General features: G+C 54.7%; 23 protein-coding genes. 9 read left to right on the forward strand and 14 right to left on the reverse strand.

The genetic code is table 11. The features are described 5' to 3' along the window. Nucleotides 1–198 precede the first annotated feature (198 nt). On the forward strand, nt 199–1050 hold the full coding sequence (gene sseA / locus FHD02_RS12980; RefSeq protein WP_137360574.1) for a 3-mercaptopyruvate sulfurtransferase: 852 nt from the start codon (nt 199–201) through the stop codon (nt 1048–1050). 233 nt (nt 1051–1283) lie between these two features. Here the strand turns inward: sseA and sseB are convergent, their stop codons facing one another. The 11 genes from sseB to trmJ form a co-directional block, all read right to left on the reverse strand. After that, nucleotides 1284–2060 carry an enhanced serine sensitivity protein SseB gene (gene sseB / locus FHD02_RS12985; protein WP_042307197.1) on the reverse strand — a complete coding sequence of 259 codons (777 nt, stop codon included), beginning with the start codon at nt 2058–2060 and terminating at the stop codon, nt 1284–1286. 70 nt (nt 2061–2130) lie between these two features. Beyond that, nucleotides 2131–3414 carry an aminopeptidase PepB gene (pepB, locus tag FHD02_RS12990; RefSeq protein WP_061382191.1) on the reverse strand — a complete coding sequence of 428 codons (1284 nt, stop codon included), beginning with the start codon at nt 3412–3414 and terminating at the stop codon, nt 2131–2133. 61 nt (nt 3415–3475) lie between these two features. Next, entirely contained in the window at nt 3476–3676 is a 201-nt protein-coding gene (gene iscX, locus FHD02_RS12995) for a Fe-S cluster assembly protein IscX (protein ID WP_003037694.1), read from the reverse strand. A gap of 11 nt (nt 3677–3687) precedes the next feature. Further along, on the reverse strand, nt 3688–4023 hold the full coding sequence (gene fdx, locus FHD02_RS13000) for an ISC system 2Fe-2S type ferredoxin (RefSeq protein ID WP_003037690.1): 336 nt from the start codon (nt 4021–4023) through the stop codon (nt 3688–3690). 1 nt (nt 4024) lies between these two features. Further along, on the reverse strand, nt 4025–5875 hold the full coding sequence (gene hscA, locus FHD02_RS13005; protein ID WP_079223155.1) for a Fe-S protein assembly chaperone HscA: 1851 nt from the start codon (nt 5873–5875) through the stop codon (nt 4025–4027). A 15-nt stretch (nt 5876–5890) separates the two neighbouring features. Next, complete coding sequence (hscB, locus tag FHD02_RS13010) at nt 5891–6406, reverse strand: co-chaperone HscB (protein WP_042306735.1); 516 nt, start codon at nt 6404–6406, stop codon at nt 5891–5893. A gap of 74 nt (nt 6407–6480) precedes the next feature. Then, nucleotides 6481–6804, reverse strand: a complete 324-nt coding sequence (gene iscA / locus FHD02_RS13015; protein ID WP_003037681.1) for an iron-sulfur cluster assembly protein IscA — start codon at nt 6802–6804, stop codon at nt 6481–6483. A gap of 20 nt (nt 6805–6824) precedes the next feature. Beyond that, nucleotides 6825–7211, reverse strand: a complete 387-nt coding sequence (iscU, locus tag FHD02_RS13020; protein WP_002913991.1) for a Fe-S cluster assembly scaffold IscU — start codon at nt 7209–7211, stop codon at nt 6825–6827. Nucleotides 7212–7237: 26 nt separating this feature from the next. Next, complete coding sequence (gene iscS / locus FHD02_RS13025) at nt 7238–8452, reverse strand: cysteine desulfurase (RefSeq protein ID WP_003835233.1); 1215 nt, start codon at nt 8450–8452, stop codon at nt 7238–7240. A 112-nt stretch (nt 8453–8564) separates the two neighbouring features. Beyond that, nucleotides 8565–9056 (reverse strand): Fe-S cluster assembly transcriptional regulator IscR, encoded by a 492-nt coding sequence (gene iscR / locus FHD02_RS13030; protein ID WP_003037674.1) that lies wholly within the window; start codon nt 9054–9056, stop codon nt 8565–8567. A gap of 173 nt (nt 9057–9229) precedes the next feature. Beyond that, a complete protein-coding gene (gene trmJ, locus FHD02_RS13035; RefSeq protein ID WP_042306733.1) occupies nt 9230–9961 on the reverse strand; it encodes a tRNA (cytosine(32)/uridine(32)-2'-O)-methyltransferase TrmJ in 732 nt (243 codons plus the stop codon). Nucleotides 9962–10079: 118 nt separating this feature from the next. On the opposite strand from trmJ, the gene suhB reads away from it, so the two are divergent. Further along, nucleotides 10080–10883 (forward strand): inositol-1-monophosphatase, encoded by an 804-nt coding sequence (suhB, locus tag FHD02_RS13040; protein WP_137349349.1) that lies wholly within the window; start codon nt 10080–10082, stop codon nt 10881–10883. Nucleotides 10884–10950: 67 nt separating this feature from the next. Here suhB and FHD02_RS13045 read toward each other — a convergent pair whose 3' ends face one another. Together FHD02_RS13045 and FHD02_RS13050 are read right to left on the reverse strand one after the other, a co-directional pair. Beyond that, nucleotides 10951–11931 carry a nickel/cobalt transporter gene (locus FHD02_RS13045; RefSeq protein ID WP_220393939.1) on the reverse strand — a complete coding sequence of 327 codons (981 nt, stop codon included), beginning with the start codon at nt 11929–11931 and terminating at the stop codon, nt 10951–10953. Then, on the reverse strand, nt 11922–12560 hold the full coding sequence (locus FHD02_RS13050) for a DUF1007 family protein (protein WP_220393940.1): 639 nt from the start codon (nt 12558–12560) through the stop codon (nt 11922–11924). Before FHD02_RS13050 ends, FHD02_RS13045 begins: the two co-directional genes overlap by 10 nt. A 420-nt stretch (nt 12561–12980) precedes the next feature. Here FHD02_RS13050 and FHD02_RS13055 point away from each other — a divergent pair, with 420 nt between their 5' ends. From FHD02_RS13055 to csiE, 7 genes are all read left to right on the forward strand, one after another. After that, entirely contained in the window at nt 12981–13964 is a 984-nt protein-coding gene (locus tag FHD02_RS13055; protein WP_003037665.1) for an autoinducer 2 ABC transporter substrate-binding protein, read from the forward strand. A gap of 103 nt (nt 13965–14067) precedes the next feature. Further along, the gene (locus tag FHD02_RS13060) at nt 14068–15576 is read left to right on the forward strand and encodes a sugar ABC transporter ATP-binding protein (protein ID WP_047358245.1); all 1509 of its coding nucleotides are present in this window, start codon (nt 14068–14070) and stop codon (nt 15574–15576) included. Then, nucleotides 15569–16558 carry an ABC transporter permease gene (locus tag FHD02_RS13065; protein ID WP_008785467.1) on the forward strand — a complete coding sequence of 330 codons (990 nt, stop codon included), beginning with the start codon at nt 15569–15571 and terminating at the stop codon, nt 16556–16558. The genes FHD02_RS13060 and FHD02_RS13065 overlap by 8 nt, the downstream gene beginning before the upstream one ends. Nucleotide 16559: 1 nt before the next feature. After that, complete coding sequence (locus FHD02_RS13070; protein WP_220393941.1) at nt 16560–17513, forward strand: ABC transporter permease; 954 nt, start codon at nt 16560–16562, stop codon at nt 17511–17513. A 17-nt stretch (nt 17514–17530) separates the two neighbouring features. Further along, entirely contained in the window at nt 17531–19168 is a 1638-nt protein-coding gene (locus FHD02_RS13075; protein ID WP_220393942.1) for an FGGY-family carbohydrate kinase, read from the forward strand. Further along, nucleotides 19165–19767: an SIS domain-containing protein gene (locus FHD02_RS13080; protein WP_220393943.1), complete on the forward strand. Its 603-nt coding sequence runs from the start codon at nt 19165–19167 to the stop codon at nt 19765–19767. The genes FHD02_RS13075 and FHD02_RS13080 overlap by 4 nt, the downstream gene beginning before the upstream one ends. A gap of 627 nt (nt 19768–20394) precedes the next feature. Continuing rightward, nucleotides 20395–21672 (forward strand): stationary phase inducible protein CsiE, encoded by a 1278-nt coding sequence (csiE, locus tag FHD02_RS13085; RefSeq protein ID WP_042306717.1) that lies wholly within the window; start codon nt 20395–20397, stop codon nt 21670–21672. Here csiE and FHD02_RS13090 read toward each other — a convergent pair. Then, a complete protein-coding gene (locus FHD02_RS13090) occupies nt 21667–22815 on the reverse strand; it encodes a 3-phenylpropionate MFS transporter (RefSeq protein WP_061382198.1) in 1149 nt (382 codons plus the stop codon). The genes csiE and FHD02_RS13090 overlap by 6 nt on opposite strands. Between the last annotated feature and the right edge of the window lie 48 nt (nt 22816–22863).

A 22863-nucleotide genomic window follows, 5' to 3' on the forward strand; every position in this document is an offset into this window, starting at 1 on the left:
CCTGGCCGTAGTGGCCCGTTAGCTACGTAGAACAACTATTATGCGTTAGTTTTCAGGCTGTGGAAGCCAGTAAATGAACAACGTTGTCCTAATTTTCGTGATTAATGTGGATTCGCCTGCCAAATCAGCCTCTTTTACTTGTCGCTTTGCACTAAACGTCCGACAATTTGCCAAAACCTGGTAAAAATGGAGATGCCTATGACCACCGCCTTCTTTGTCGCTGCCGACTGGCTTGCCGAACACATTGACGACCCGGAAATACAAATCCTTGATGCCCGGATGGCACCTCCAGGTCAGGAAGATCGCGATGTTGGCGAGGAGTATCGAGCGGGTCATATTCCTGGCGCCGTTTTTTTTGATATTGAAGCGCTTTCTGACCATACCTCGCCGTTGCCGCACATGATGCCGCGCCCGGAAGCCTTCGCTGTCGCGATGCGCGAATTGGGTGTTCATCAGGATAAACATCTGGTTGTCTACGATGACGGCAACCTTTTTTCCGCCCCCCGCGCATGGTGGATGCTGCGGACTTTTGGCGTCGAGAATGTCTCCATTCTGGCGGGCGGTCTTGCTGGCTGGCAGCGCGATGAGCTAATGCTGCAGGAAGGAAACGAGGAGTTACCCGAAGGCGAATTTAACGCCGCATTTACGCCTGAAGCCGTGGTGCGCGTCACTGATGTGCTGCTGGCCAGTCATGAAAAAACGGCGCAGATCGTCGATGCCCGCCCGGCTGCACGTTTTAATGCCGAAGTTGACGAGCCGCGTCCTGGTCTGAAGCGTGGTCATGTGCCTGGTGCGCTTAACGTACCGTGGACAGAGCTGGTTCGTGACGGCGAACTGAAAACTACCGACGAACTGGATGCTATTTTCTTCAGCCACGGCGTGAGCTTTGACCGCCCCATTATCGCCAGCTGCGGCTCCGGCGTAACGGCTGCCGTGGTGGTACTGGCGCTTGCCTCTCTGGATGTTTCGAACGTCTCATTGTATGACGGGGCGTGGAGCGAATGGGGAGCGCGCAACGATTTACCGGTAGAACCGACTGAGGCTAAATAAAATCTGATTTACCCTTCTTTTTCGCCGACAAAAAAACCGCTCAGTTGAGCGGTTTTTTTGTGCCAGTCCGGTTCGCGGCCTTTCTGGCAGGCTGTGTTGCCATAGCAACGCAGGCACATCGTAGTGATTTAATACTCCCTTTTAAGGGAGTAAAAGTCAAGTTAGTTAGCCGAGAAATTATTCACAACGTGAGATATTATTCTCCGTGGCCCTTCGGGGCGGCTTTCCTTTACTCAGATAATCCGGTTCTGTTTAAAATCGCGCAGGAAGCCGCCCCAGCGGCGTTCGTAGAACGGTGCGATATGCTCGGTGATAAAGTGGCTGACACCCTTCTCGCCTTTCTTCACCTGGCAAATATCAATCGGTTCATCGCCCGGTAATGTGTCGGTCGCGACGCTGCCCGCAGCATGGATGATCTCTTCAATATCACCGTCAGCTTCAATCCCGATCAACAGGTTTGGCTGAGCTTCCGCACTTTCTTTGATTGAGCAAAGAAACGCACGTTTTACCGGCTTGATGGTTTTAAACAGCGTGGTCAGCGAGTCAATCATCTGCGCTGGCGGTTCAGCGACTTCAGAGAGGATCAGCGATTCCCCCCCTTCCAGTACCTCCTGGGTGCTTAGCGGACTCCCCTCTTCACCGATCAGCAGACTGATTTCACGCGGCATAAACTCTTTGCCGGTCGGCAGTTTCGCGTTGAGAAACAGCGTTTCGCCAAGCGTCATTTCAAACAACGTACGCACCGGCATAACGACAAATGCTTGCTCATCTTCAACCGCCTGCTGCAAAGCCTCAAGGGAAGTAAAGAACGGGATCACGGTTGTGCCGTCTTCTTTTTCCCAGTGCTGCAGATCGAGAGCGCTGTCTTCAACCACCGCCTCGCCTTCTGCAGCAGTACCCGGCACCCAAACGGTGGATTCAAGTAAAGTACGGAAAAATGCCGGTCGATGCGCAGGCTCTGTCGCCGCTTGTTCCAGCAACGTTTCTAATTCATTTTTTGTTTCGGTCATAAGGATCACAAATTGGATGAATACATGTAGGCCGGATAAGCGTCGCGCCATCCGGCAATACAGTCATGAATTATGCGGTCAGCAGATTCGCGATGGTGCGCACACCCAGACCGGTTGCGCCCGCAGACCACTGCTCAACCGGCGCTTTGCGATAGGTTGCAGAGCAGTCGATGTGCAGCCAGCCTTGCTGGTAGTTTTCCACAAAATGGGACAGGAAGCCCGCCGCCGTGCTCGCACCCGCCGGGTAGGCCGCGCTACCGGTGTTGTTTAGTTCAGCAAAGTTAGATGGCAACTGACTACGGTGGAACTCAGCCAACGGTAGACGCCAGAACGGCTCGTTTTCTTGTGCCGCGCTTGCCAGCAGACGGGCAGCCAGCTTGTCGTCAAAGCTGAACAACGCGTGATAATCGTTACCCAGGGCGGTTTTCGCGGCACCGGTCAGCGTAGCTGCATCAATAATCAGCTCCGGTTTCTGCGCGCTGGCGTCGATCAAACCATCCGCCAGCACCAGGCGTCCTTCCGCATCGGTATTCATCACTTCAACTTTTTTGCCGTTGCGATAGTGAATAATATCGCCCAGTTTAAAGGCGTTGCCGCTGATAAGGTTATCCGCGCAGCACAGGTACAGTTTCACACGCTTGTTCAGACCACGGGTAATGGCAAACGCCAGCGCGCCAGTGACCGTTGCCGCACCGCCCATATCGGACTTCATTGAGTCCATAAATGCGCTTTGCTTGATGCTGTAACCGCCTGAGTCAAAGGTAATTCCCTTACCAACCAGGCAAGCATAAACCGGGGCTTCTTTATCACCGGTAGGATTGTAGTCCAGCGCCAGCAGCACCGGAGGACGCTCAGAACCGCGCCCCACGGTATGCAGCCCCATGTAGTTCTGCTCGCGCAGATCTTCACCTTTGGTGATGCGGTAAGAGACGTTATCGCAGGCCACCCCGCACAGCAGGTCGACCGCGCGCTGCGCCAGTTGTTCCGGACCCAGTTCTTCCGCCGGGGCGTTAATGGTATCGCGCACCCAGTCAATAATCTTCAGACGGTTATCCAGCTCTTTGCGCTGTGCTTCGTCCAGGGTAGCCCACTCAACTTTGCGGGTGCCTTTTGGTCCTTTATAGCCCTGCCAGAAAGCCCAGCTGCGTTCGGTATCCCAGCCTTCACCGTCCAGTTGAACGTGTTTAATACCCAGGCCGTCGATTTTACGCGCGGCGCGCTGGATAAGGCCAAGGTCATCTTTTCCGTTCAGGTGCAGGGTAATGCCTTCATTATTAATGCTGTATGTAGCCTTTTCACCCCAGCGGGCATCGGCAGGTTGCGTGGAAAGCGTAATTTTCATGGCTTCTGTCATTTTATTTATCCTTATTTTCGCGCATACAGGAAAACGGGCCACCCGTGGGCAGCCCGTTGACTTATTCGGCTTCGTCCAGCCAGACCAGCAAAATGGCCTCAAGGATTTTTTCATTCGATGCCTGTGGATCATCATCGAACTCTTCCAGGTCACAGATCCATTGGTGCAGATCGGTGAAACGAACGGTCTTGGGATCAAGATCGGGGAAGGCGTCGTACAGCGCTTCACCGATTTCACGGCTATCGGTCCACTTCAGTCCCATACTACCCTCTGTTAATGCTCACGTGCATGATTGATTGTGTAACGTGGGATTTCGACCACTAAATCGTCCTCGGTTACCCGCGCCTGGCAGCTTAAACGGCTTTCCGGCTCCAGACCCCAGGCTTTATCCAGCATGTCGTCTTCTTCTTCCGTGCTTTCCGGCAAAGAATCAAAACCTTCACGTACGATGCAGTGACAGGTCGTACAGGCACAGGATTTTTCACAGGCGTGTTCAATTTCGATACCGTTACGCAGGGCAACGTCGAGAATGGTTTCGCCGGTCTCAGCTTCCAGAACTGCGCCATCGGGACAGAGATCCTGATGAGGCAAAATAACAATCTTTGGCATATTAAACCTCGTCCACGGAATGGCCTTTCAGCGCGCTACGGACGGATTTGTCCATGCGGCGAGCGGCGAATTCCTGGGTTTGTTTGTCTACGTTTTTAATGGCTTGTTCTATCGCGTCAACATCGTCACCCTGCGCAACCTCGCTCAAGTGCGCGGCGGCGGTGTCGATAGCCTGACGTTCTGCGGCGCTTAACAGCGCGGCATCAGCGTTCAGCGCACCGGATAAACTTTCCAGTACACGTGCCGCTTCGACTTTCTGTTCTGCCAGCATACGGGCTTTGACGTCCTGCTCGGCAAAACTCATCGAATCCTGAATCATGGAGGCGATTTCGCCGTCAGTCAGACCGTAGGACGGTTTAACCTGGATTGAGGACTCAACGCCTGTGGATTTCTCCATGGCGGTGACGCTCAGCAGCCCATCGGCATCCACCTGGAAGGTCACGCGGATATGCGCGCCGCCTGCTGGCAGCGCCGGAATACCGCGCAGCGCAAAACGCGCCAGTGAACGGCAGTCCTGCACCAGCTCACGCTCGCCTTGCATCACGTGGATGGACATTGCGGTCTGGCCGTCTTTAAAGGTGGTAAAGTCCTGCGCACGCGCCACCGGGATAGTGGTATTACGCGGGATCACTTTCTCCACCAGGCCGCCCATGGTTTCCAGTCCCAGGGACAGCGGGATGACGTCCAGCAGCAGCATTTCGCTGTCCGGTTTATTTCCGACCAGAATATCCGCCTGGATTGCCGCACCGATAGCGACCACTTTGTCCGGGTCAATAGAGGTCAGCGGCGTACGGCCAAAAAACTCACCCACGCGTTCACGTACCAGCGGTACACGCGTTGAACCACCGACCATCACCACTTCCAACACATCCTGCGGCTCAACACCCGCATCTTTCAGCGCGCGACGACAGGCCAGCAGCGTACGCTTAACCAGTGCGGAAATAAGTTCATTGAAGGTTTCACGGGTGATTTCACCCTGCCATCCCGCCACGTTAACCGCCACAGAATCGGCGTCGCTGAGCGCAATTTTCGCCGCAATGGCGGCATCCAACAGTTCACGCTGTACGCGGTTGTCGCTACGATCGGTAACTCCCGCCTGCTCGCGAATGTAATCGGCGAGCAGATGGTCAAAATCATCACCGCCGAGTGCGGAATCACCGCCGGTCGCCAGCACTTCGAACACGCCGCGGCTCAGGCGCAGAATAGAAATATCAAAGGTACCGCCGCCAAGATCATAGACCGCGATCACGCCTTCCTGACCGGAGTCCAGGCCATAAGCAATCGCCGCAGCGGTCGGCTCATTCAGCAGACGTAATACGTGCAGGCCAGCCAGACGCGCGGCGTCTTTGGTCCCCTGACGCTGCGCATCGTCAAAATATGCCGGAACGGTGATCACGACGCCGTCCAGTTCACCGGACAGCGATTCGGTTGCCCGCGCGGCCAGCGCTTTCAGAATGTCAGCGGATACGCGCACCGGATTAAGTAAACCGGCAGCGGTTTCAATCATCGGCAGGCCGTTTTCACTGGCCTGAAATGTATAAGGCAGATGCGGGTAGCGCGCCTGGATATCCGCCAGAGAGCGGCCCATCATGCGTTTTACCGAACTAACGGTATTGGCCGGGTCAAGCGCGGCATTGGCGCGAGCATCGTAACCGACAGAGTAGCCCTGCGGCTGATAGTGAACCACTGACGGCAACAGGTGGCGACCTTCGTGGTCTGCCAGCGTTTCGGCCTGGCCGCTGCGTACGGTCGCAACCAGGGAGTTGGTGGTGCCTAAATCGATGCCTACCGCCAGACGACGCTGATGCGGCGCGGCGCTCAGACCAGGCTCACTAATTTGTAATAAGGCCATTTTCGCTTCCGGAAATTAAAAATCGAGCAGTTTTTCTTCGAGTTGTTCTGCACTGCTTCGCAGTTTATCGAGAAAACGCAGCTTACGCACGGTATCCGCCGCCGCGTCCCACATCTCGTTATCCAGCTGTTCAACCATCAGTTGATGGCGACTTTCAAACATTTTTTTCACGCGCTGGATAAAGCTTTCCAGTCGCGATTCGTCTTTCGCCTGCTCAATCTCGTCAAGCTCTTCCCGCAGCTCCAGTTGCTCCATCAGGAACGCGGTATCACGCACCGTGTGCTGCTCATTGCGAATATCAAAGCCGTGTAAAGACAATAAGTATTCGGCGCGCATCAAGGGATGACGCAGCGTTTGCCAGGCCTGGTTAATGGTGGCGGACTGCGAAACCGCAGCAAGTTGCTCCGCCTGAGAACCGCTGGCGAATTTATCAGGATGATACTGACGTTGGAGATCCTGAAAACGGATCGTCAGAGCCTGGAGATCAATAGGATATTGAGCGGGTAATCCGAAGAGAGTGAAGTAATCCATAACTATCTCAGGGGTAGCCTGTTAGAACAAACCCCACACGTAAAATCATGCGTGTGGGGTTATCGGTGAGCGCGTTATACGTGGAAGCTTTCGCCGCATCCACATTCGTCTTTCACGTTCGGGTTAGTGAACTTAAACCCTTCGTTCAGACCTTCTTTGACGAAGTCTAACTGCGTACCGTCGAGAAATTGCAGGCTCTTACCGTCGACCACAACTTTAACGCCTTTGTCTTCAAACACGGTATCTTCAGCCGCCGGCTCGTCAACAAATTCCAGTACATAGGCCATACCTGAGCAGCCGGAGGTTCTCACGCCCAGACGCAGACCAAACCCTTTACCGCGGTTTGCCAGGAAGGTATTTACACGCGCTGCTGCACTGTCGCTTAAGGTAATCGACATAATAAAACCTCAACTCTTAATTATTTTGCTTCACGTTTGCTTTTGTAATCCGCAATCGCGGCTTTAATCGCGTCTTCAGCCAGGATAGAGCAGTGAATCTTCACCGGTGGCAGTTCAAGCTCGTCGGCGATATCGGTGTTTTTAATCGCCTGTGCTTCGTCCAGAGATTTCCCTTTTACCCATTCGGTAACCAGAGAACTGGAAGCAATAGCGGAACCGCAGCCGTAAGTCTTGAAACGCGCGTCTTCAATGATACCCTCATTGTTGACTTTGATCTGCAACTTCATCACGTCGCCACAGGCTGGTGCACCGACCATGCCGCTACCCACGTTCTCATCGCTGTTGTCAAAAGAGCCCACGTTACGTGGATTCTCGTAATGATCGATAACTTTTTCGCTGTAAGCCATGTTGAATTCTCCTTATCGGTGCCGAATTAGTGATGTGACCATTCAATACTGTTCAAATCCACGCCCTGTTTGAACATTTCCCACAGTGGAGAAAGGTCGCGCAGACGGCCAATGGAGTTGCGAACCAGATTGATGGCATAGTCAATCTCTTCTTCGGTAGTGAAACGACCTAAAGAGAAACGAATTGAGCTGTGTGCCAGCTCGTCGGTCATACCCAGCGCGCGCAGCACGTAGGATGGCTCCAGGCTTGCTGAAGTACATGCAGAACCGGAGGATACCGCCAGGTCTTTCAGCGCCATAATCAGCGACTCGCCTTCAACAAAGTTGAAGCTGACGTTGAGAATGTTCGGTGCGCCCTGTTCGAGATCGCCGTTCAGGTACACTTCTTCCATGTCCTTCACGCCGTTCCACAGACGGTTACGCAGGCTGCGCAGACGCGCCATCTCGGTTTCCATCTCTTCTTTAGCGATACGGTACGCTTCACCCATGCCCACGATCTGGTGAACAGGCAAAGTACCGGAACGCATGCCGCGCTCGTGACCACCGCCGTGCATCTGCGCTTCAATACGAATACGCGGTTTACGACGCACGTACAGCGCGCCAATACCTTTCGGGCCATAGATTTTGTGGCCGGAGAAGGACATCAGGTCAACTTTCAGTTGGCTCAGGTCGATAGGCAGTTTGCCCACGCTCTGAGTGGCGTCAACGTGATAGATGATGCCGCGCGCACGGCACATTTCGCCGATAGTCGCGATATCCTGCACCACGCCGATTTCGTTGTTCACGTGCATGATGGACACGAGGATGGTGTCGTCACGCATTGCCGCTTCAAGTTCTTTAAGATCGATGATGCCGTTACGCTGCGGGGCGAGGTAGGTAACTTCAAACCCTTCGCGCTCCAGCTGACGGCAGGTATCCAGCACGGCTTTGTGTTCGGTTTTGCTGGTGATGATGTGCTTGCCTTTTTTCTGATAAAAGTTGGCTGCACCTTTAATCGCCAGGTTATCGGATTCAGTCGCACCGGAAGTAAATACGATTTCACGCGGGTCAGCGCCCACGAGGTCGGCAATCTGGTTACGGGCGATATCTACCGCCTCTTCAGCCTGCCAGCCGAAACGGTGTGAACGAGACGCTGGGTTACCAAAGTTTCCGTCCAGGGTCAGACACTGCATCATTTTCTCGGCAACACGCGGGTCCACCGGCGTGGTTGCGGAGTAATCGAGATAGATCGGTAATTTCATTGCTCTATAAACTCCGTACATCGCTTCAATGCAAGGAACCAGGCAACCGGCTGGATGTACGACCGAGTTAACGGGGCGTCGAACACCCCGGCCTGATTCTGAAATACTTTTATTATGCGCGTAACTTAACGTCGATCGCGTCTTGAGCACGATTAGTGCGTGGAGCGTCATGCGTGTGCTGGCGACCAGACACATCCAGGACTTCCTGATTATTCACCAGTTCGCCCAACGTAATGTTGTTGAGGAATCCGGTCAGACGATCGCTCAGATCGCGCCACAGCGCGTGGGTCAGGCATTTATCGCCGCCCTGACAACCGCCTTTGCCCTGGCAACGGGTCGCATCTACAGACTCGTCGACAGCGCTAATGACTTCACCTACTGCGATGCTCCCGGCATCTTTACCCAGCAGATACCCGCCGCCTGGTCCACGTACGCTTGAAACCAGACCGTTTTTACGCAAACGGGAAAACAGCTGCTCCAGATATGACAGGGAAATTCCCTGACGTTCAGAAATATCAGCCAACGGTACCGGGCCCGTTTCGGAGTTGAGCGCAACGTCCAACATTGCGGTCACGGCGTAACGCCCTTTTGATGTCAGTCTCATGTCTTACTTAGCCTCAAACTCGCCCCTGCCCGGGGTTTTTTATTGTAAAATGGGGGTATTGCATAGCAGGGGCAAGTCTGACATTCCCGACTAAATCAGTCAACTATTTACCTGACTAATTTAGTCAGGTATTTAACCTTCAGTGCCGTTTTCACTTGCAGGAGGCGTTTCGCTTACTTGCCTTTATTCTGCTGTTCAATCGACGCCAAAATTCCGCGCAAAATGTTCAGCTCCTGACTCTCAGGACGCGCACGCGTAAACAGACGACGCAGCTTGTTCATCACTTGTCCCGGATGGCCTTCGCGAATAAATCCGGTCGACAGCAGCGTTTGTTCCAGATGACCGTAAAAACGCTCTAAATCATCCACCAGCGGATACTCAGCTTCTTCGTATTCGACGGTCTTATCACCTTCCTGCGTCGCCAGCCAGGCCATGCGGACTTCATAAGAGATAACCTGCACCGCCATCGCCAGGTTGAGCGAACTGTATTCCGGGTTCGCGGCAATGGCGACGTGGTAATGGCATTTTTGCAGTTCTTCGTTGGTCAGGCCAACGCGTTCACGGCCAAATACCAGCGCCACCGGCGTATTCGCCGCTTCAGAGACGCTTTTTAAGCCGCATTCGCGCGGGTCCAGCATCGGCCACGGCAACGTACGGGAACGCGCGCTGGTGCCTACTACCAGACTACAACCCGCCAGCGCTTCATCGAGGGTATCGACGATCTGCGCGCTGCCAATCACATCGCTGGCGCCTGCCGCCAGGGCGATGGCCTGCGAGTCCGGTTTGACCAGTGGATTAACCAGCCACAGATTGGTTAAACCCATGGTTTTCATTGCGCGGGCCACAGAGCCCATGTTGCCAGTGTGAGAGGTTTCCACCAGCACAATTCGAATATTTTGCAGCATTGTATTTCTTCGGCTAAAGATTATTCGGGCATATTATCATAAAACGAAGACATATTCCGAACTCGCTGCTATACTCTGCGCCGTTTTCCCGTTCTTTAACATCCAGTGAGAGAGACCGATGCATCCGATGCTGACCATCGCCGTGCGCGCAGCGCGCAAGGCGGGTAATGTAATTGCCAAACACTACGAAACCCCAGACTCTGTAGAAACCAGCCAGAAAGGCAGCAATGATTTCGTGACTAACGTCGATAAAGCCGCCGAAGCGATTATTATCGAAACGATTCGCAAATCTTACCCACAGCACACCATCATCACCGAAGAAAGCGGTGAACATGTTGGTGAAGATTTGGATGTTCAATGGGTTATCGATCCACTGGATGGCACTACCAACTTCGTAAAACGTCTGCCGCACTTCGCGGTATCTATCGCAGTACGCATTAAAGGCCGTACTGAAGTTGCCGTTGTTTACGATCCAATGCGTAATGAACTGTTCACCGCAACCCGCGGCCAAGGCGCTCAGCTTAACGGTTACCGTCTGCGTGGCAGCACGGCTCGCGATCTGGACGGCACCATCATTGCCACCGGCTTCCCGTTCAAAGCGAAACAGCACGCTGCTTCTTACATGAAAATCCTTGGCAACATGTTTACCGAATGCGCTGACTTCCGCCGCACCGGCTCTGCCGCGCTGGATCTGGCCTACGTTGCCGCAGCCCGCGTTGACGGTTATTTCGAAATTGGTCTGCGCCCGTGGGATTTCGCCGCAGGTGAGCTGATTGCTCGTGAAGCTGGCGCCCTGGTATGCGACTTCACCGGAGGTCATAACTACATGACAACCGGCAACATCGTTGCAGGTAACCCGCGCGTAGTGAAAGCCATGCTGGCTAACATGCGTGACGAACTGAGCGACGCGCTGAAGCGTTAATCTGCTGTGGTGCCGGATGCGACGCTTTCGCGTCTTATCCGGCCTACAATTCCTGCCGCTCACTAATCTAAAACGGCCTTAACCCCCTGCCTACCGGCACCGCGCTCATCCACATCACCACCGCCGCCGTAACCAATACCGCCCCACCGGCTAATGCCAGCGTTGTCCAGCCAATCTGTCGCCACAGCACCGGCGCTTTATGCCCGCTAAGTCTTACCGCCAGCGAGCGGAAACTGTGTACCAATAAAGCCAGTGACGTAATCGTTAAAGAGGTTCCCGCCGCCATCGCCAGCGCCGAGGCCATGCCCCAGCTAAAGACGCCAATCACTTTGCTGAACAGCAGCACCATGATGGCCCCGGAGCATGGGCGCATCCCCATAGACAGAATAATCATCAGCCGGGCGCGCCAGTCATCACCGCTTTGCAACTGTTCCGGCTGCGGTAAATGCTGATGCCCGCAGCCACAGCCGTCGTGATGCACATGGTGCGGTGTGAAAGCGGTAAACGTTGGCCGTTTTAGCAATGAGCGCAGTTTTTTCAGCGCACGCCAGCACAGCAGCAGACCCAACACGCCCACCAGCACATAGCTCCCTCTTTCCAGCCAGAAGCTGCTCATATGCAGCTGTCGCGCAGGCAACTGCAAGACGGTGAGCACGATAACGACCAGACCAATCGCGACCAGTCCTTGTAATAAAGACGACGCCAGCGTCAGGCCGATACTTGATTTGAGTTTTGACGGGTGCGTCGCAAGCCAGGTAGTAATCACCACTTTTCCATGACCCGGCCCCAGTGCATGCAGGACGCCGTAGAGAAAACTAAACAGCAGCAGCGATCCCCCTGCCTGGGTCGGACTGGCGGCAACCGCTTTCAGCAATCCACTCATCTGTTGATTAACATCGCGCTGCCAGACGACACTTTTCATCATCACCTGTGGCCAGGCCTGCCATAACCACAGTATGCCGCCTGCCGCCAGCAGCAAAAAGACCGCCAGCGGCCATAGCGTCAGCAAGCGACGTCTGGCTGCGCGTTGTTGATAAACTACTGACATTGCAGCGTTACCGTCTGTGCAAATTGTTTACCCAACTCCATATCCTCCGGCGGAGCGTCTTCTTTATCCAGCGACTGCGCAAAGCTCAGCGTTTGTTCATTCGGCGACGGCGTATGTACTGAAATACGGCATTTCTGGCTTATGGCCTGCCCCAGCCTGGCGTCGCTGTCTTTGTCATAGCTCATATCAACGTAGTAGGTCGGGTCGAAGGTTGAAAGGGTATATTTTTGACCACTCAGCGGCTGAGCTTCGGCCAGAGGTAGAACGAACGTCAGCACCGCCTGATGTTCCTCACGCTCCATGCCATATTCCGTCGGTCTGTTTTTAAACTTTACCTTTTGCCCGTCGTGCCACACTTCGGTGAAATAGTGCTGCCCGAGAACGTTGGCCATCACTTCCGCCGCCAGTTTCTTCCAGATCTCATCACCAGGTTTGGCATTCCCCGCATCGTAAAGCAGATCCGCCGAGGTAATTTCATCCATCGTCCAGCGCATTTTCAGCGCGACGAACTGGTCATTCTCGCTCACTATCTCAGTTTTCAGATGGATAAAGCTGTGGGGATGCGCGCCTGCGCCAAAGGACAGGACAGCGAGAAACAACGTGATAATGATACGTTTAACGCCTTGCATGAGTTCTCCACGATGAAAATCCACACCGCCACAAATAATGATGCCGGGTTTGGCGAAAGAGTGCTGAGGATACCATTGAACGAAAAAATATTGAGCACCCTTTTCCGGTATCGATTCAGTTCTCAATTTCGATAATTTCTTCTTCGGGAAATTCCACCCAAACACCTTTTCAGCGTCACAACTTAAGTCAAATGATAATAAAATGTTAATTTATAGTTTCATTTTAATATTTAACTAACACTTAACTTGAACGCTTGAATGTAAAACCATGCAAATTTAACCAATTATTAACTATTTTATTTCCATAAATTCACAATAATGGGCACGGATCACATGCATAAAACTTATAATTCATTCCCTCTTCCATTCATTGTTAACTTCACGCCGTGACATGTCCTGCCCCCTACGAAAGGTACAACTATGAAATTCAAACTCGCATTACTCAGTGCAACCCTGGTTTCTGCATGCATGTTGTCCGGCACGTCCTTTGCGGCGGAAAAATATGAAATTGCTGTGGTTGCCAAAGTCACCGGGATCCCATGGTTTAACCGGATGGAAACCGGCGTAAATGAAGCAGCAAAAAAACTGGATGTGAATGCTTACCAGACCGGGCCTTCAACGCCGGACCCGGCGCAGCAGGTGAAAGTGATTGAGGATCTGATCGCCAAAAACGTTAATGCGATCATCGTGGTGCCGAATGATGCCAAGGTCCTTGAGCCGGTACTGAAAAAAGCGCGCGATAAAGGCATCGTGGTGCTGACGCACGAATCCCCGGATGAGCAAATTGGCCAGTGGGATATCGAAACCATCGACAGTGAAAAATACGCCCAGGCCAACGTCGATGAGTTAGCGAAAAATATGGGCGGCAAAGGCGGGTATGCCATCTATGTTGGTTCGCTGACGGTCCCACTGCATAACGCGTGGGCGGATTATGCAATTAAGTACCAGAAAGAAAAATATCCGGAAATGTTCGAGGTCACTTCACGCCTGCCGGTCGCGGAAAGCATCGATAAATCCTACGCCACAACGCTGGATCTGATGAAAACCTACCCGCAGATGAAGGGCATTATCGGCTTCGGCTCACTGGGTCCAATCGGTGCGGGTCAGGCTGTGCAGAAAAAACGCGCCAAAGATAAGATCGCCGTCGTCGGGATCGCCATGCCAGCTCAAGCTGCGCCTTATCTGATGCGCGGTGATATCAAAAAAGCGCTGCTCTGGGATCCAAAAGATGCGGGCTACGCGCTGGTAACAGTTGCCGATCAGCTGTTGCAGGGCAAAGAAGTGAACGCCGATCTGAGTATCGATGGTTTAGGGAAAGCCGATATCGACACGGAGAAGAAAGTGATCCGCTTTAACAAGATCCTCGAAGTCACCAAAGACAACGCACAATCACTTGGTTTCTAAGGCTTTAGCCAACACCAGGGAACCTTAACGCCGACCGTCTGGTCGGCGCTATCAACCAAACTAACACTCAGCGTCCCCCCGGACGCGCGCAGGGGTATTGTCCATGGCAGACACCACCGCATTTATCACTCTTGAGAATATCAGCAAACAATTCCCGGGCGTGCTGGCGCTGGATAACGTGAATCTGACGCTAAGAAAAGGCGAAGTTCACTGTCTGGCGGGTCAAAACGGCTGTGGTAAAAGTACCATTATTAAAGTGATCTCCGGGGTTTATCACCCGGAAAAAGGCGCGCAAATTTTACTCGACGGAAAACTGTTCCATCACCTGACGCCGCAGCTCTCTTCCCATTATGGCATTCAGGTTATTTATCAGGACCTGTCGTTGTTCCCCAATTTTAGCGTCGCAGAAAATATCGCGGTCAACCGCTATCTGCCAGGTGGCGATATCTGGGTGCGTCGTGGCGCCATGAAACAGCAGGCGCTGGCAGCCATGAAACGTATCGGGGTGAATATCGATCCCGATAAAAAAGTTGAAAAACTCTCAATTGCTGATCGACAGCTGGTCGCCATTTGCCGGGCGATTGCCGCCGACGCGCGTCTGGTGATTATGGACGAGCCCACCGCCTCGCTAACCCGCCAGGAGGTTAATGGCCTGCTGCGGGTAGTTAATGAACTGAAAGCGGCCGGAATTTGCGTCGTGTTTGTCAGCCATCGTCTGGATGAGGTAATGGAAGTGGCGGACCGCATCAGCGTAATGCGCGACGGCAAACTGGTGGGCACATACCCTGCCAGCGAACTCGACAGCCACGAGCTGGCCTTCCTGATGACCGGACAACGCTTCCACTACAGCCCGCTGCCGGAAAGGCCCGCGATTGAGCAAGAGCCTCTGCTCGAGCTGCGCAACCTCAGCCGCAGAGGTAAATACCAGAACATTAATCTGTCGCTGCACGGCGGCGAGATTGTCTCCATTGTCGGACTGCTGGGTGCCGGACGCACTGAGCTTTGTCTGAGCCTGTTTGGCATGACGCACCCGGAAAGCGGCGAGATTCGCATTAACGGCCAGCCGGTTACTCTGCGCAATAACCATGACGCCATCAAACACGGGATCGGCTATGTCTCAGAAGATCGCCTGACGCAGGGGCTGATCATGGAACAGTCGATCTACGACAACACCATCGTCACGGTGTTTGATCAACTGCACACCGGTAGCGGCCTGCTCGATCATCGTAAAGCGCAAAAGCTGGTCGCCGATTTAATCCGCGAACTAAATATCAAAGTGTCCGATCCGCACCTGCCGGTCAAAACCCTTTCCGGTGGTAATGCCCAGCGTATCGCCATTGCCAAATGGGTGGCGACCAATCCCCGCATCCTGATCCTCGACTCGCCTACCGTCGGCGTGGATATCGCCAACAAAGAGGGCATTTACCAGATAGCCCGCGATTTGGCGGAACAGGGTATGGCGGTGCTGATGATTTGCGATGAAATCCCGGAAGCGTATTACAACAGCCACCGCGTGCTGGTAATGCGTCGCGGCAAGCTGGTGGCGGAATTTAATCCTCATCAATGCCGTGAAGAGGAGATTGCTGAAGTGGTCGAGGTAATCAATGAATAAGATGCATCTCTCCCGTTTAATCGGGCAACATGAGTTCTGGCTGGGCCTGCTGGTTGTAGCCCTGGCCGTTGGGCTGAGTATCAGCACCGATGAGTTCTTGTCTTTGGGGAACCTGACGGATGTGGCCACCAGCTACGCAATTCTCGGCATCCTTGCCTGCGGGCTGTTTGTGGTACTGATTTCCGGCGGGATCGACATCTCATTTCCGGCGATGACCGCGATAGCCCAGTATGCAATGGCCAGTTGGGTTATCGGCCACGGCGGCAACTTCGCGCTGGCGTTAATTATCGCCATTGCGGTGGGTCTGCTGCTTGGGCTGATTAATGGCTTCCTGGTCTACTGGCTGCGCGTTCCGGCAATCATCATTACTATCGCCACGCTGAACGTCTACTACGGCCTGCTGGTTTACGCCACCAAAGGCACCTGGCTGTATGGCTTCCCGGACTGGTTTATGAACGGCATTAACTGGTTCTCTTTCACCGCAGCGGATGGCTACGACTACGGTTTGACCCTGCCCCTACTGTGCCTGGCGGCGGTGATCATCTTTACCGCCGTGCTGATGAACTATACCCGTCTTGGCCGTCAGGTTTACGCCATGGGCGGCAACCGCGACGCGGCCTCGCGCCTGGGGCTGAATCTGCTGAAGCTGCATTTCTACGTCTATGGCTACATGGGTATTCTGGCTGGCGTTGCCGCCGTGGTTCAGGCGCAAATCACCCAGTCAGTTGCGCCCAATTCGCTGCTCGGCTTTGAGCTGACGGTGCTGGCAGCGGTAGTACTCGGCGGAACCAGCATGAGCGGCGGGCGCGGTACATTGACCGGGACCCTGCTCGGTGTGGTTCTGCTGGCCTTCTTACAAAATGGTCTGACGCTGCTCAGCGTCTCCTCTTACTGGCATACCGTGTTCAGCGGCGCCATTATCCTGGTCAGCATTAGCGCCACGGCCTGGAACGAAAAACGCAAACTGGCAAGGGAGCTTTGAGATGAAAACAATCGCCAGATTTTTACCCGGTGATGCCATCATTCGTCTGCAATGCGTGATTATTGTGGTCGTCGCCCTGGTTTTCACAGCCCTGCTCGGCAGTCGTTTCTTCAGCGTCGCTAACTTCCAGTCGATTGGCTCACAGCTGCCAATCCTCGGCATGCTGGCCCTCGGGATGGGCATGACCATGCTGACTGGCGGCATTAACCTGTCGATTATTGCCGGGGCGAACGCCTGCTCGCTGGTGATGGCGGCGATTATCGTCACCCATCCGGATAACCCGCTGTTTCTGGTACTGGCGCTGCTGGCAGGCGCTGCCGTGGCGGTGGCCATCGGCACGCTCAACGGCGCGCTGATTGCCTGGGTCGGGGTCTCGCCTATTCTCGCCACGCTCGGCACGATGACGCTTATCTCCGGGCTGAATATTCTGCTTTCCAACGGGACGGTGATTTCCGGTTTCCCGACAGCCATTCAGTACCTTGGTAACGCCACGATTGCCGGTATTCCGGTGGCGCTACTGCTCTTTTTCCTGGTGGCAATCCTGCTGTGGGTGCTGCTGGAACACACCACGCTTGGGCGCAGCCTGTATCTCGTTGGTTCCAATGAACAGGCTACCCGCTACAGCGGCGTGAATACCGTACGGGTACAAATTTCGGTGTACGTGATTTCTGCCCTGCTCGGCTGGGTCGCCGCCATTTTGATGATGGCGAAATTCAACTCGGCTAAAGCCGGATACGGTGAGTCCTACCTGCTGGTCACCATCCTTGCCTCCGTCCTCGGCGGTATCAACCCGGATGGCGGCTTCGGGCGCATTATCAGCCTGGTGCTGGCACTGATTGTGCTGCAAATGCTGGAAAGCGGCCTTAACTTGCTGGGGGTCAGCAGCTATCTGACGATGGCGCTGTGGGGCGCGGTGCTGATCCTCTTTATCGCATTACAGAATCGTAAAGCCTGATTTCAGGAGAAAAAATTATGGCAAGTTACTTTATTGGTGTGGATGTCGGAACCGGAAGCGCCCGTGCTGGCGTGTTTGATCTCAACGGCAGAATGGTCGGCCAGGCCAGTCGGGCCATCGAGATTTACCGTCCGCAGGCCGATTTTGTTGAGCAGTCTTCCGATAACATCTGGCAGGCAGTGTGTAACGCGGTTCGCGATGCGATTAACCAGTCGGATATCAACCCTATCCAGGTGAAAGGTCTGGGCTTTGACGCGACCTGTTCACTGGTGGTGCTGGACAAAGAAGGTAAACCGCTGACCATCAGCCCGTCCGGGCGCAGCGAACAGAACATCATTGTGTGGATGGATCACCGCGCCATTACCCAGGCCGAACGCATCAACGCTCTGCATCATCGGGTGCTGGACTACGTTGGCGGTATTATCTCCCCGGAAATGCAGACGCCAAAACTGCTGTGGCTGAAGCAACATATGCCCAACACCTGGGCCAATGCGGGATACTACTTTGACCTGCCCGATTTCCTGACCTGGCGCGCAACGGGCGATGACACGCGCTCATTGTGTTCGACGGTGTGTAAATGGACCTATATGGGCCATGAAGACAAATGGGATGCCAGCTATTTCCGCCAGATTGGGCTGGAAGATTTGCTGGAGCATGATGCCGCCAAAATTGGTCGCTACGTGAAAACCATGGGCGAACCGCTCGGTCACGGGCTATCTGCGCGCGCCGCCAGCGAAATGGGGCTGATTCCGGGGACCGCTGTCAGCGTCTCGATCATTGATGCCCACGCCGGTACCCTCGGCACGCTCGGGGCAAGCGGTGTTTCCGGCGAGGTGGCGGATTTTGACCGTCGTATCGCGCTGATTGGCGGCACTTCCACTGGACACATGGCGATTTCCAAAGAGCCGCGTTTTATCGGTGGCGTCTGGGGTCCTTACTACTCAGCCGTGCTGCCAGAATACTGGCTCAACGAAGGTGGACAGTCGGCAACCGGGGCGTTAATCGACCACGTTATTCAGTCGCATCCTTGCTACGAAACCCTGCTGGCGCAGGCTAAATCTCAGGGGCAGACCATTTACGAAGTGCTGAATGCGCTGTTGCGTAAAATGGCCGGTGAGCCGGAAGATATCGCATTTTTAACCCGCGATATGCACATCCTGCCCTATTTCCACGGCAACCGCTCGCCGCGCGCTAACCCAACGCTCACGGGCGCAATCACCGGACTGAAACTGTCACGTACGCCGGAGGATATGGCGCTACAGTACCTTGCGACCATCCAGGCCATTGCGCTGGGAACCCGCCATATCATTGAAACGATGAATCAAAGCGGCTACACCATCGATACGATAATGGCCAGCGGCGGCGGGACGAAAAACCCAATCTTCGTTCAGGAACATGCCAACGCCACCGGCTGCGCGATGCTGCTGCCTGAAGAGAGCGAAGCCATGCTGCTGGGTGGCGCCATGATGGGAACTATCGCCGCGGGCGTTTTCGAAACCTTCCCGGAAGCGATGTTGGCGATGAGCCGGATTGGTAAAACGGTTACCCCGCAAACAAATCGCATTAAGCAGTACTACGATCGCAAATATCGGGTATTCCACGAGATGTATCAGGATCATATGAAATACCGCCAGTTGATGCAGGAGGACGCATGAGCGACTCCTGGTCTCAGGCCACCGGCGTATTTCAGCTCTATAGCGATGCCCTGGCGGGTCTGGGGCAGCATCTGACTGAACCGCTCTGGCAGTCGCTGATGGCGGAACTGCGCGGTTGTCAGGGAAAAATCGTCGTTACCGGCGTCGGCACCTCCGGCATTGCGGCGCGTAAAGTCGCGCATATGCTCGCCTGCGTGGAGCGCCCGGCGATTTATCTCAATGCCACCGATGCGGCGCACGGCGATCTGGGTTTTTTACGCGCCGACGACCTGGTTATTATGCTGTCACGCGGGGGCAATTCGGATGAACTTACCCGGCTGCTGCCTGGGCTGGCGGCGAGAAATGTGCCGATCCTGAGCGTGACGGAAAACGCTGATTCGGCCATCGCTAAAGCGTCGAGGCTGGTGATTTCCACCGGCGTCCAGCGTGAGGCCGACCCGCTGAACATGCTGGCGACGACCTCAATTCTGCTGGTACTGGCGATCTTTGACGCCGCCTGCGCCGGTTTGATGAGTGAAAGCGGCTACTCAAAGGAGACACTGCTGGCAGTGCATCCCGGCGGCGATGTGGGATTAACGCTGAGCCGTGGGCAGGCGTGATGGAGAACATGTAATTCCGGCTCAGGGTTCCGTTCACCTCAACGCTCTGACTTTCAGCTATATCCTTTTTGCTGTTCAAACATGTTCAAACATGTTCAAATAAAAATACAGATGGTCAGGCGTGGCTGGTCCGGCTGAAAATTGCCGACGTGTTTCCGTAAGGCCGGGAGAGCCAGCATGGATGCTGGCTCAGGGCGCGCTTTACAGGGACGTTACATCGCGCCCGCCCCGGTAGCCTGGAGGAATAAGCGGAGGGAACCGCGGAGCGGCAATTTTCCCGCCGGGAGCCGGGATTGTTAAGGGTGCGGCGATAGCACCCTTAACACGTTCACTGGCGTTCAGTGTACAGAAAAGCGATGAACATGAGGTGAACGGAACCTTTCTCTGCGATAGCATGTTTATACCTCCCTCCGCCGCATTCCCCCCTCTGGCATTTTTTATATCCCAACTAAAGATAAAACAGTGAAAAAGCGGATTAACGCGCTGCGTTCCACTACCGCTATCTGTTCCGCACGTTAAAAATTCTGTGACGCTCCCCAGCATTCCTGGCGTAAAGCTTTCCATTCCTCAAATCTATGCGCAAACTTTAACTATTCTTATCAAACATACTCACGGGAGATTCTACAGATGATGTCAACGCTCGCCCCGCCATCTGTACTTTCCGCTCCCCAACGCCGTTGCCAGGTGCTGCTGACGCTTTTTCTGCCGGGGCAGATAGCTACCGCGCAGACCTTCAGCAGTCTCAATGGCGTCGATGATGCCACCGTTCAGGAGGATATCATTGGCGCGGGGCTTGAAATCCAGCGTTATCATCGGCTCGCCATTATTTCCGCCCAGAATGGCGGCTATGCGATCGAAGGCGCCCCGCTGAACCAGCGTCTGTGCCTGTTGCATTGGCTGCGCCGTGGCCTGCGGATCTGCCCGACCTTTATCGCCCAACATTTCACACCCGCATTGAAAATGGCGCTGAAACAGCAGGGCATAGCGCGCACGTTGTATGATGACACCAATCTGCATGCGCTGATTAACCTCTGCTCCCGACGCTTGCAAAAGCCCTTTGAGTGTCGTGATATCCAGTTCCTGCGGCTGTTTTTACAATACTGCCTGCTGCAACATCACGCGGGGATCACCCCGGAGTTTAATCCACTCCAGCAGCGCTGGGCGCAATCCTGCGCGGAGTACGCTCTGGCTGAGGAGATCGCCCGCCACTGGCAACGTCACGTCATGCAAAGTGCGCCGCCGGGCGAATCGCTGTTTATGGCATTGCTGTTCTCAATGATTCGCATCCCCGACCCCATCCGCGATAACCACCAGCAGGATCGCCGTCTTCGTCTGGCTATCGCGCGGCTGGTGCTGCGTTTTCGCGAGTATGGCAACGTTCGCTTCAGCGATGAACAAGGGCTGAACGACCAGTTGTATATCCACCTTGCCCAGGCGCTGAACCGCAGTGTGTTTGCTATTGGCATTGATAACACGCTACCGGAAGAGTTCAGCCGACTTTATCCCCGGCTGGTACGCACCACCCGTGAGGCGATACACGGATTCGAAGCGGAATACGATGTGCAGTTTTCAGAAGAAGAGATCGGATTGGTGGCGGTGATTTTCGGTGCCTGGCTGATGCAGGAGAAGGATTTGCACGAAAAGCAGATTATCCTGCTGACCGGCAGTAATGAACAACTCGAAGCGCATATAGAACAGCAGCTACGTGAACTGACGCTATTGCCGCTCAACGTAAAACATATGCCAATGCAGGACTTTCAAAAAGAGGGCGCGCCGCGCGGCGTAACGCTGATCGTCACACCGTACACTACGCCGCTGCCGCTGTTTTCACCGCCGTTGATTCATGCGGATCTGGCGCTGACGTCTCACCAGCAGCAGCAGATCCGCAAAATCCTCGAATCATAACGTCGCAGGCTGCGCCACCACTTTCGGGCGCAGCACGATAGCCGGGAGCGCCACCAGCGCCATCACCCAGAATACGCCGCTGCCCAGGTTCTGGTACAGGTAGCCGGCGAAAACGGTCATGATGGCGATACTGCCGCCCATCGCCACCGCGGAATAGACCGCCTGCAAACGAATCACTTCGCTGCCCTGTCGCGCCGCGATATAGCGCATTGCCGCCAGGTGACAGACGGTGAAGGTACCGCAGTGCAGGATCTGCACCACAATCAACCACGGCAGCTCGGTGCTCCAGCCCATCAGCCCCCAACGCGCCACGCCGCAAACGGCGGAAAGCAACAGCAGATCGCGGGCGCTAAAGCGGCGGAACAACTTGTGACTCAGCGCGAAGATGATCACTTCCGCCACCACGCCCAATGACCATAAATAGCCCACCGCCGAGGCGGAATAACCGGCGGATTGCCAGTAAATGGCGCTAAAACCATAATAGGCGGCATGCGCGCCCTGCAGCAGACTCACGCAGGCAAGAAAACGCCAGCTTTGCGTTATTAACGCGCGCCAGGCGGGCCATCCCGCACTCTCCTGCTGACGGGTTTCACCTGCTGGCTGCACGCTCGGGCGAATCATCATGCCCAGCAGCATCGAGGCGACGCCAAGCGACAGCAGAATAAGGATCACCCGATAGTCAAACAGGCTCACCAGCTTACCGGTCAGCGCAGAGCCAATCACAAAGGCCACGGATCCCCACAGTCGAACCCGCCCATAATCCATGGTTATCTGTTTTTGCCAGGTGTTAGCCAGCGCGTCGGTCAGCGGCACCAACGGTGAGAAAAACAGGTTAAATCCGACCATCACCACCATCAGCCACGCCACGTTGGTCCCCGCCCAGAAAGCCAGCGCAAACACCAACGTCAACAGAGCCAGAATACGTAAAGCGGTAATCAGACGAGAGGGATCGCTCACGCGCGGCGCAATCAGCAAGCTACCGAGAAAACGGGCAATCAGCCCCGCGCCCAACAGTAAACCAATGGTTTCCGGCGTCAGCCCCAGCCCTTCGAGCCAGACGCTCCAGAAAGGCAGAAAAATACCGTAGCTAAAGAAATAGGTGAAATAACCGAGCGCCAGCCAGCGCGTGGAATGCAAAGCCATGAATCCCTCCCGTTTGGAGACGGTAGTCTGGCGATAAACTCTGGCTGG

The organism is Citrobacter sp. EC_71 (genome assembly GCF_019584005.1).
Taxonomy (GTDB): domain Bacteria; phylum Pseudomonadota; class Gammaproteobacteria; order Enterobacterales; family Enterobacteriaceae; genus Citrobacter; species Citrobacter werkmanii.

Excerpts from the sequence above, each read along its gene's own strand:
- sseA (WP_137360574.1), top strand. The coding sequence starts at position 199 with ATGACCACCGCCTTCTTTGTCGCTGCCGACTGGCTTGCCGAACACATT.
- sseB (WP_042307197.1), bottom strand. The coding sequence starts at position 2,060 with ATGACCGAAACAAAAAATGAATTAGAAACGTTGCTGGAACAAGCGGCG.
- pepB (WP_061382191.1), bottom strand. The coding sequence starts at position 3,414 with ATGACAGAAGCCATGAAAATTACGCTTTCCACGCAACCTGCCGATGCC.
- iscX (WP_003037694.1), bottom strand. The coding sequence starts at position 3,676 with ATGGGACTGAAGTGGACCGATAGCCGTGAAATCGGTGAAGCGCTGTAC.
- fdx (WP_003037690.1), bottom strand. The coding sequence starts at position 4,023 with ATGCCAAAGATTGTTATTTTGCCTCATCAGGATCTCTGTCCCGATGGC.
- hscA (WP_079223155.1), bottom strand. The coding sequence starts at position 5,875 with ATGGCCTTATTACAAATTAGTGAGCCTGGTCTGAGCGCCGCGCCGCAT.
- hscB (WP_042306735.1), bottom strand. The coding sequence starts at position 6,406 with ATGGATTACTTCACTCTCTTCGGATTACCCGCTCAATATCCTATTGAT.
- iscA (WP_003037681.1), bottom strand. The coding sequence starts at position 6,804 with ATGTCGATTACCTTAAGCGACAGTGCAGCAGCGCGTGTAAATACCTTC.
- iscU (WP_002913991.1), bottom strand. The coding sequence starts at position 7,211 with ATGGCTTACAGCGAAAAAGTTATCGATCATTACGAGAATCCACGTAAC.
- iscS (WP_003835233.1), bottom strand. The coding sequence starts at position 8,452 with ATGAAATTACCGATCTATCTCGATTACTCCGCAACCACGCCGGTGGAC.
- iscR (WP_003037674.1), bottom strand. The coding sequence starts at position 9,056 with ATGAGACTGACATCAAAAGGGCGTTACGCCGTGACCGCAATGTTGGAC.
- trmJ (WP_042306733.1), bottom strand. The coding sequence starts at position 9,961 with ATGCTGCAAAATATTCGAATTGTGCTGGTGGAAACCTCTCACACTGGC.
- suhB (WP_137349349.1), top strand. The coding sequence starts at position 10,080 with ATGCATCCGATGCTGACCATCGCCGTGCGCGCAGCGCGCAAGGCGGGT.
- FHD02_RS13045 (WP_220393939.1), bottom strand. The coding sequence starts at position 11,931 with ATGTCAGTAGTTTATCAACAACGCGCAGCCAGACGTCGCTTGCTGACG.
- FHD02_RS13050 (WP_220393940.1), bottom strand. The coding sequence starts at position 12,560 with ATGCAAGGCGTTAAACGTATCATTATCACGTTGTTTCTCGCTGTCCTG.
- FHD02_RS13055 (WP_003037665.1), top strand. The coding sequence starts at position 12,981 with ATGAAATTCAAACTCGCATTACTCAGTGCAACCCTGGTTTCTGCATGC.
- FHD02_RS13060 (WP_047358245.1), top strand. The coding sequence starts at position 14,068 with ATGGCAGACACCACCGCATTTATCACTCTTGAGAATATCAGCAAACAA.
- FHD02_RS13065 (WP_008785467.1), top strand. The coding sequence starts at position 15,569 with ATGAATAAGATGCATCTCTCCCGTTTAATCGGGCAACATGAGTTCTGG.
- FHD02_RS13070 (WP_220393941.1), top strand. The coding sequence starts at position 16,560 with ATGAAAACAATCGCCAGATTTTTACCCGGTGATGCCATCATTCGTCTG.
- FHD02_RS13075 (WP_220393942.1), top strand. The coding sequence starts at position 17,531 with ATGGCAAGTTACTTTATTGGTGTGGATGTCGGAACCGGAAGCGCCCGT.
- FHD02_RS13080 (WP_220393943.1), top strand. The coding sequence starts at position 19,165 with ATGAGCGACTCCTGGTCTCAGGCCACCGGCGTATTTCAGCTCTATAGC.
- csiE (WP_042306717.1), top strand. The coding sequence starts at position 20,395 with ATGATGTCAACGCTCGCCCCGCCATCTGTACTTTCCGCTCCCCAACGC.
- FHD02_RS13090 (WP_061382198.1), bottom strand. The coding sequence starts at position 22,815 with ATGGCTTTGCATTCCACGCGCTGGCTGGCGCTCGGTTATTTCACCTAT.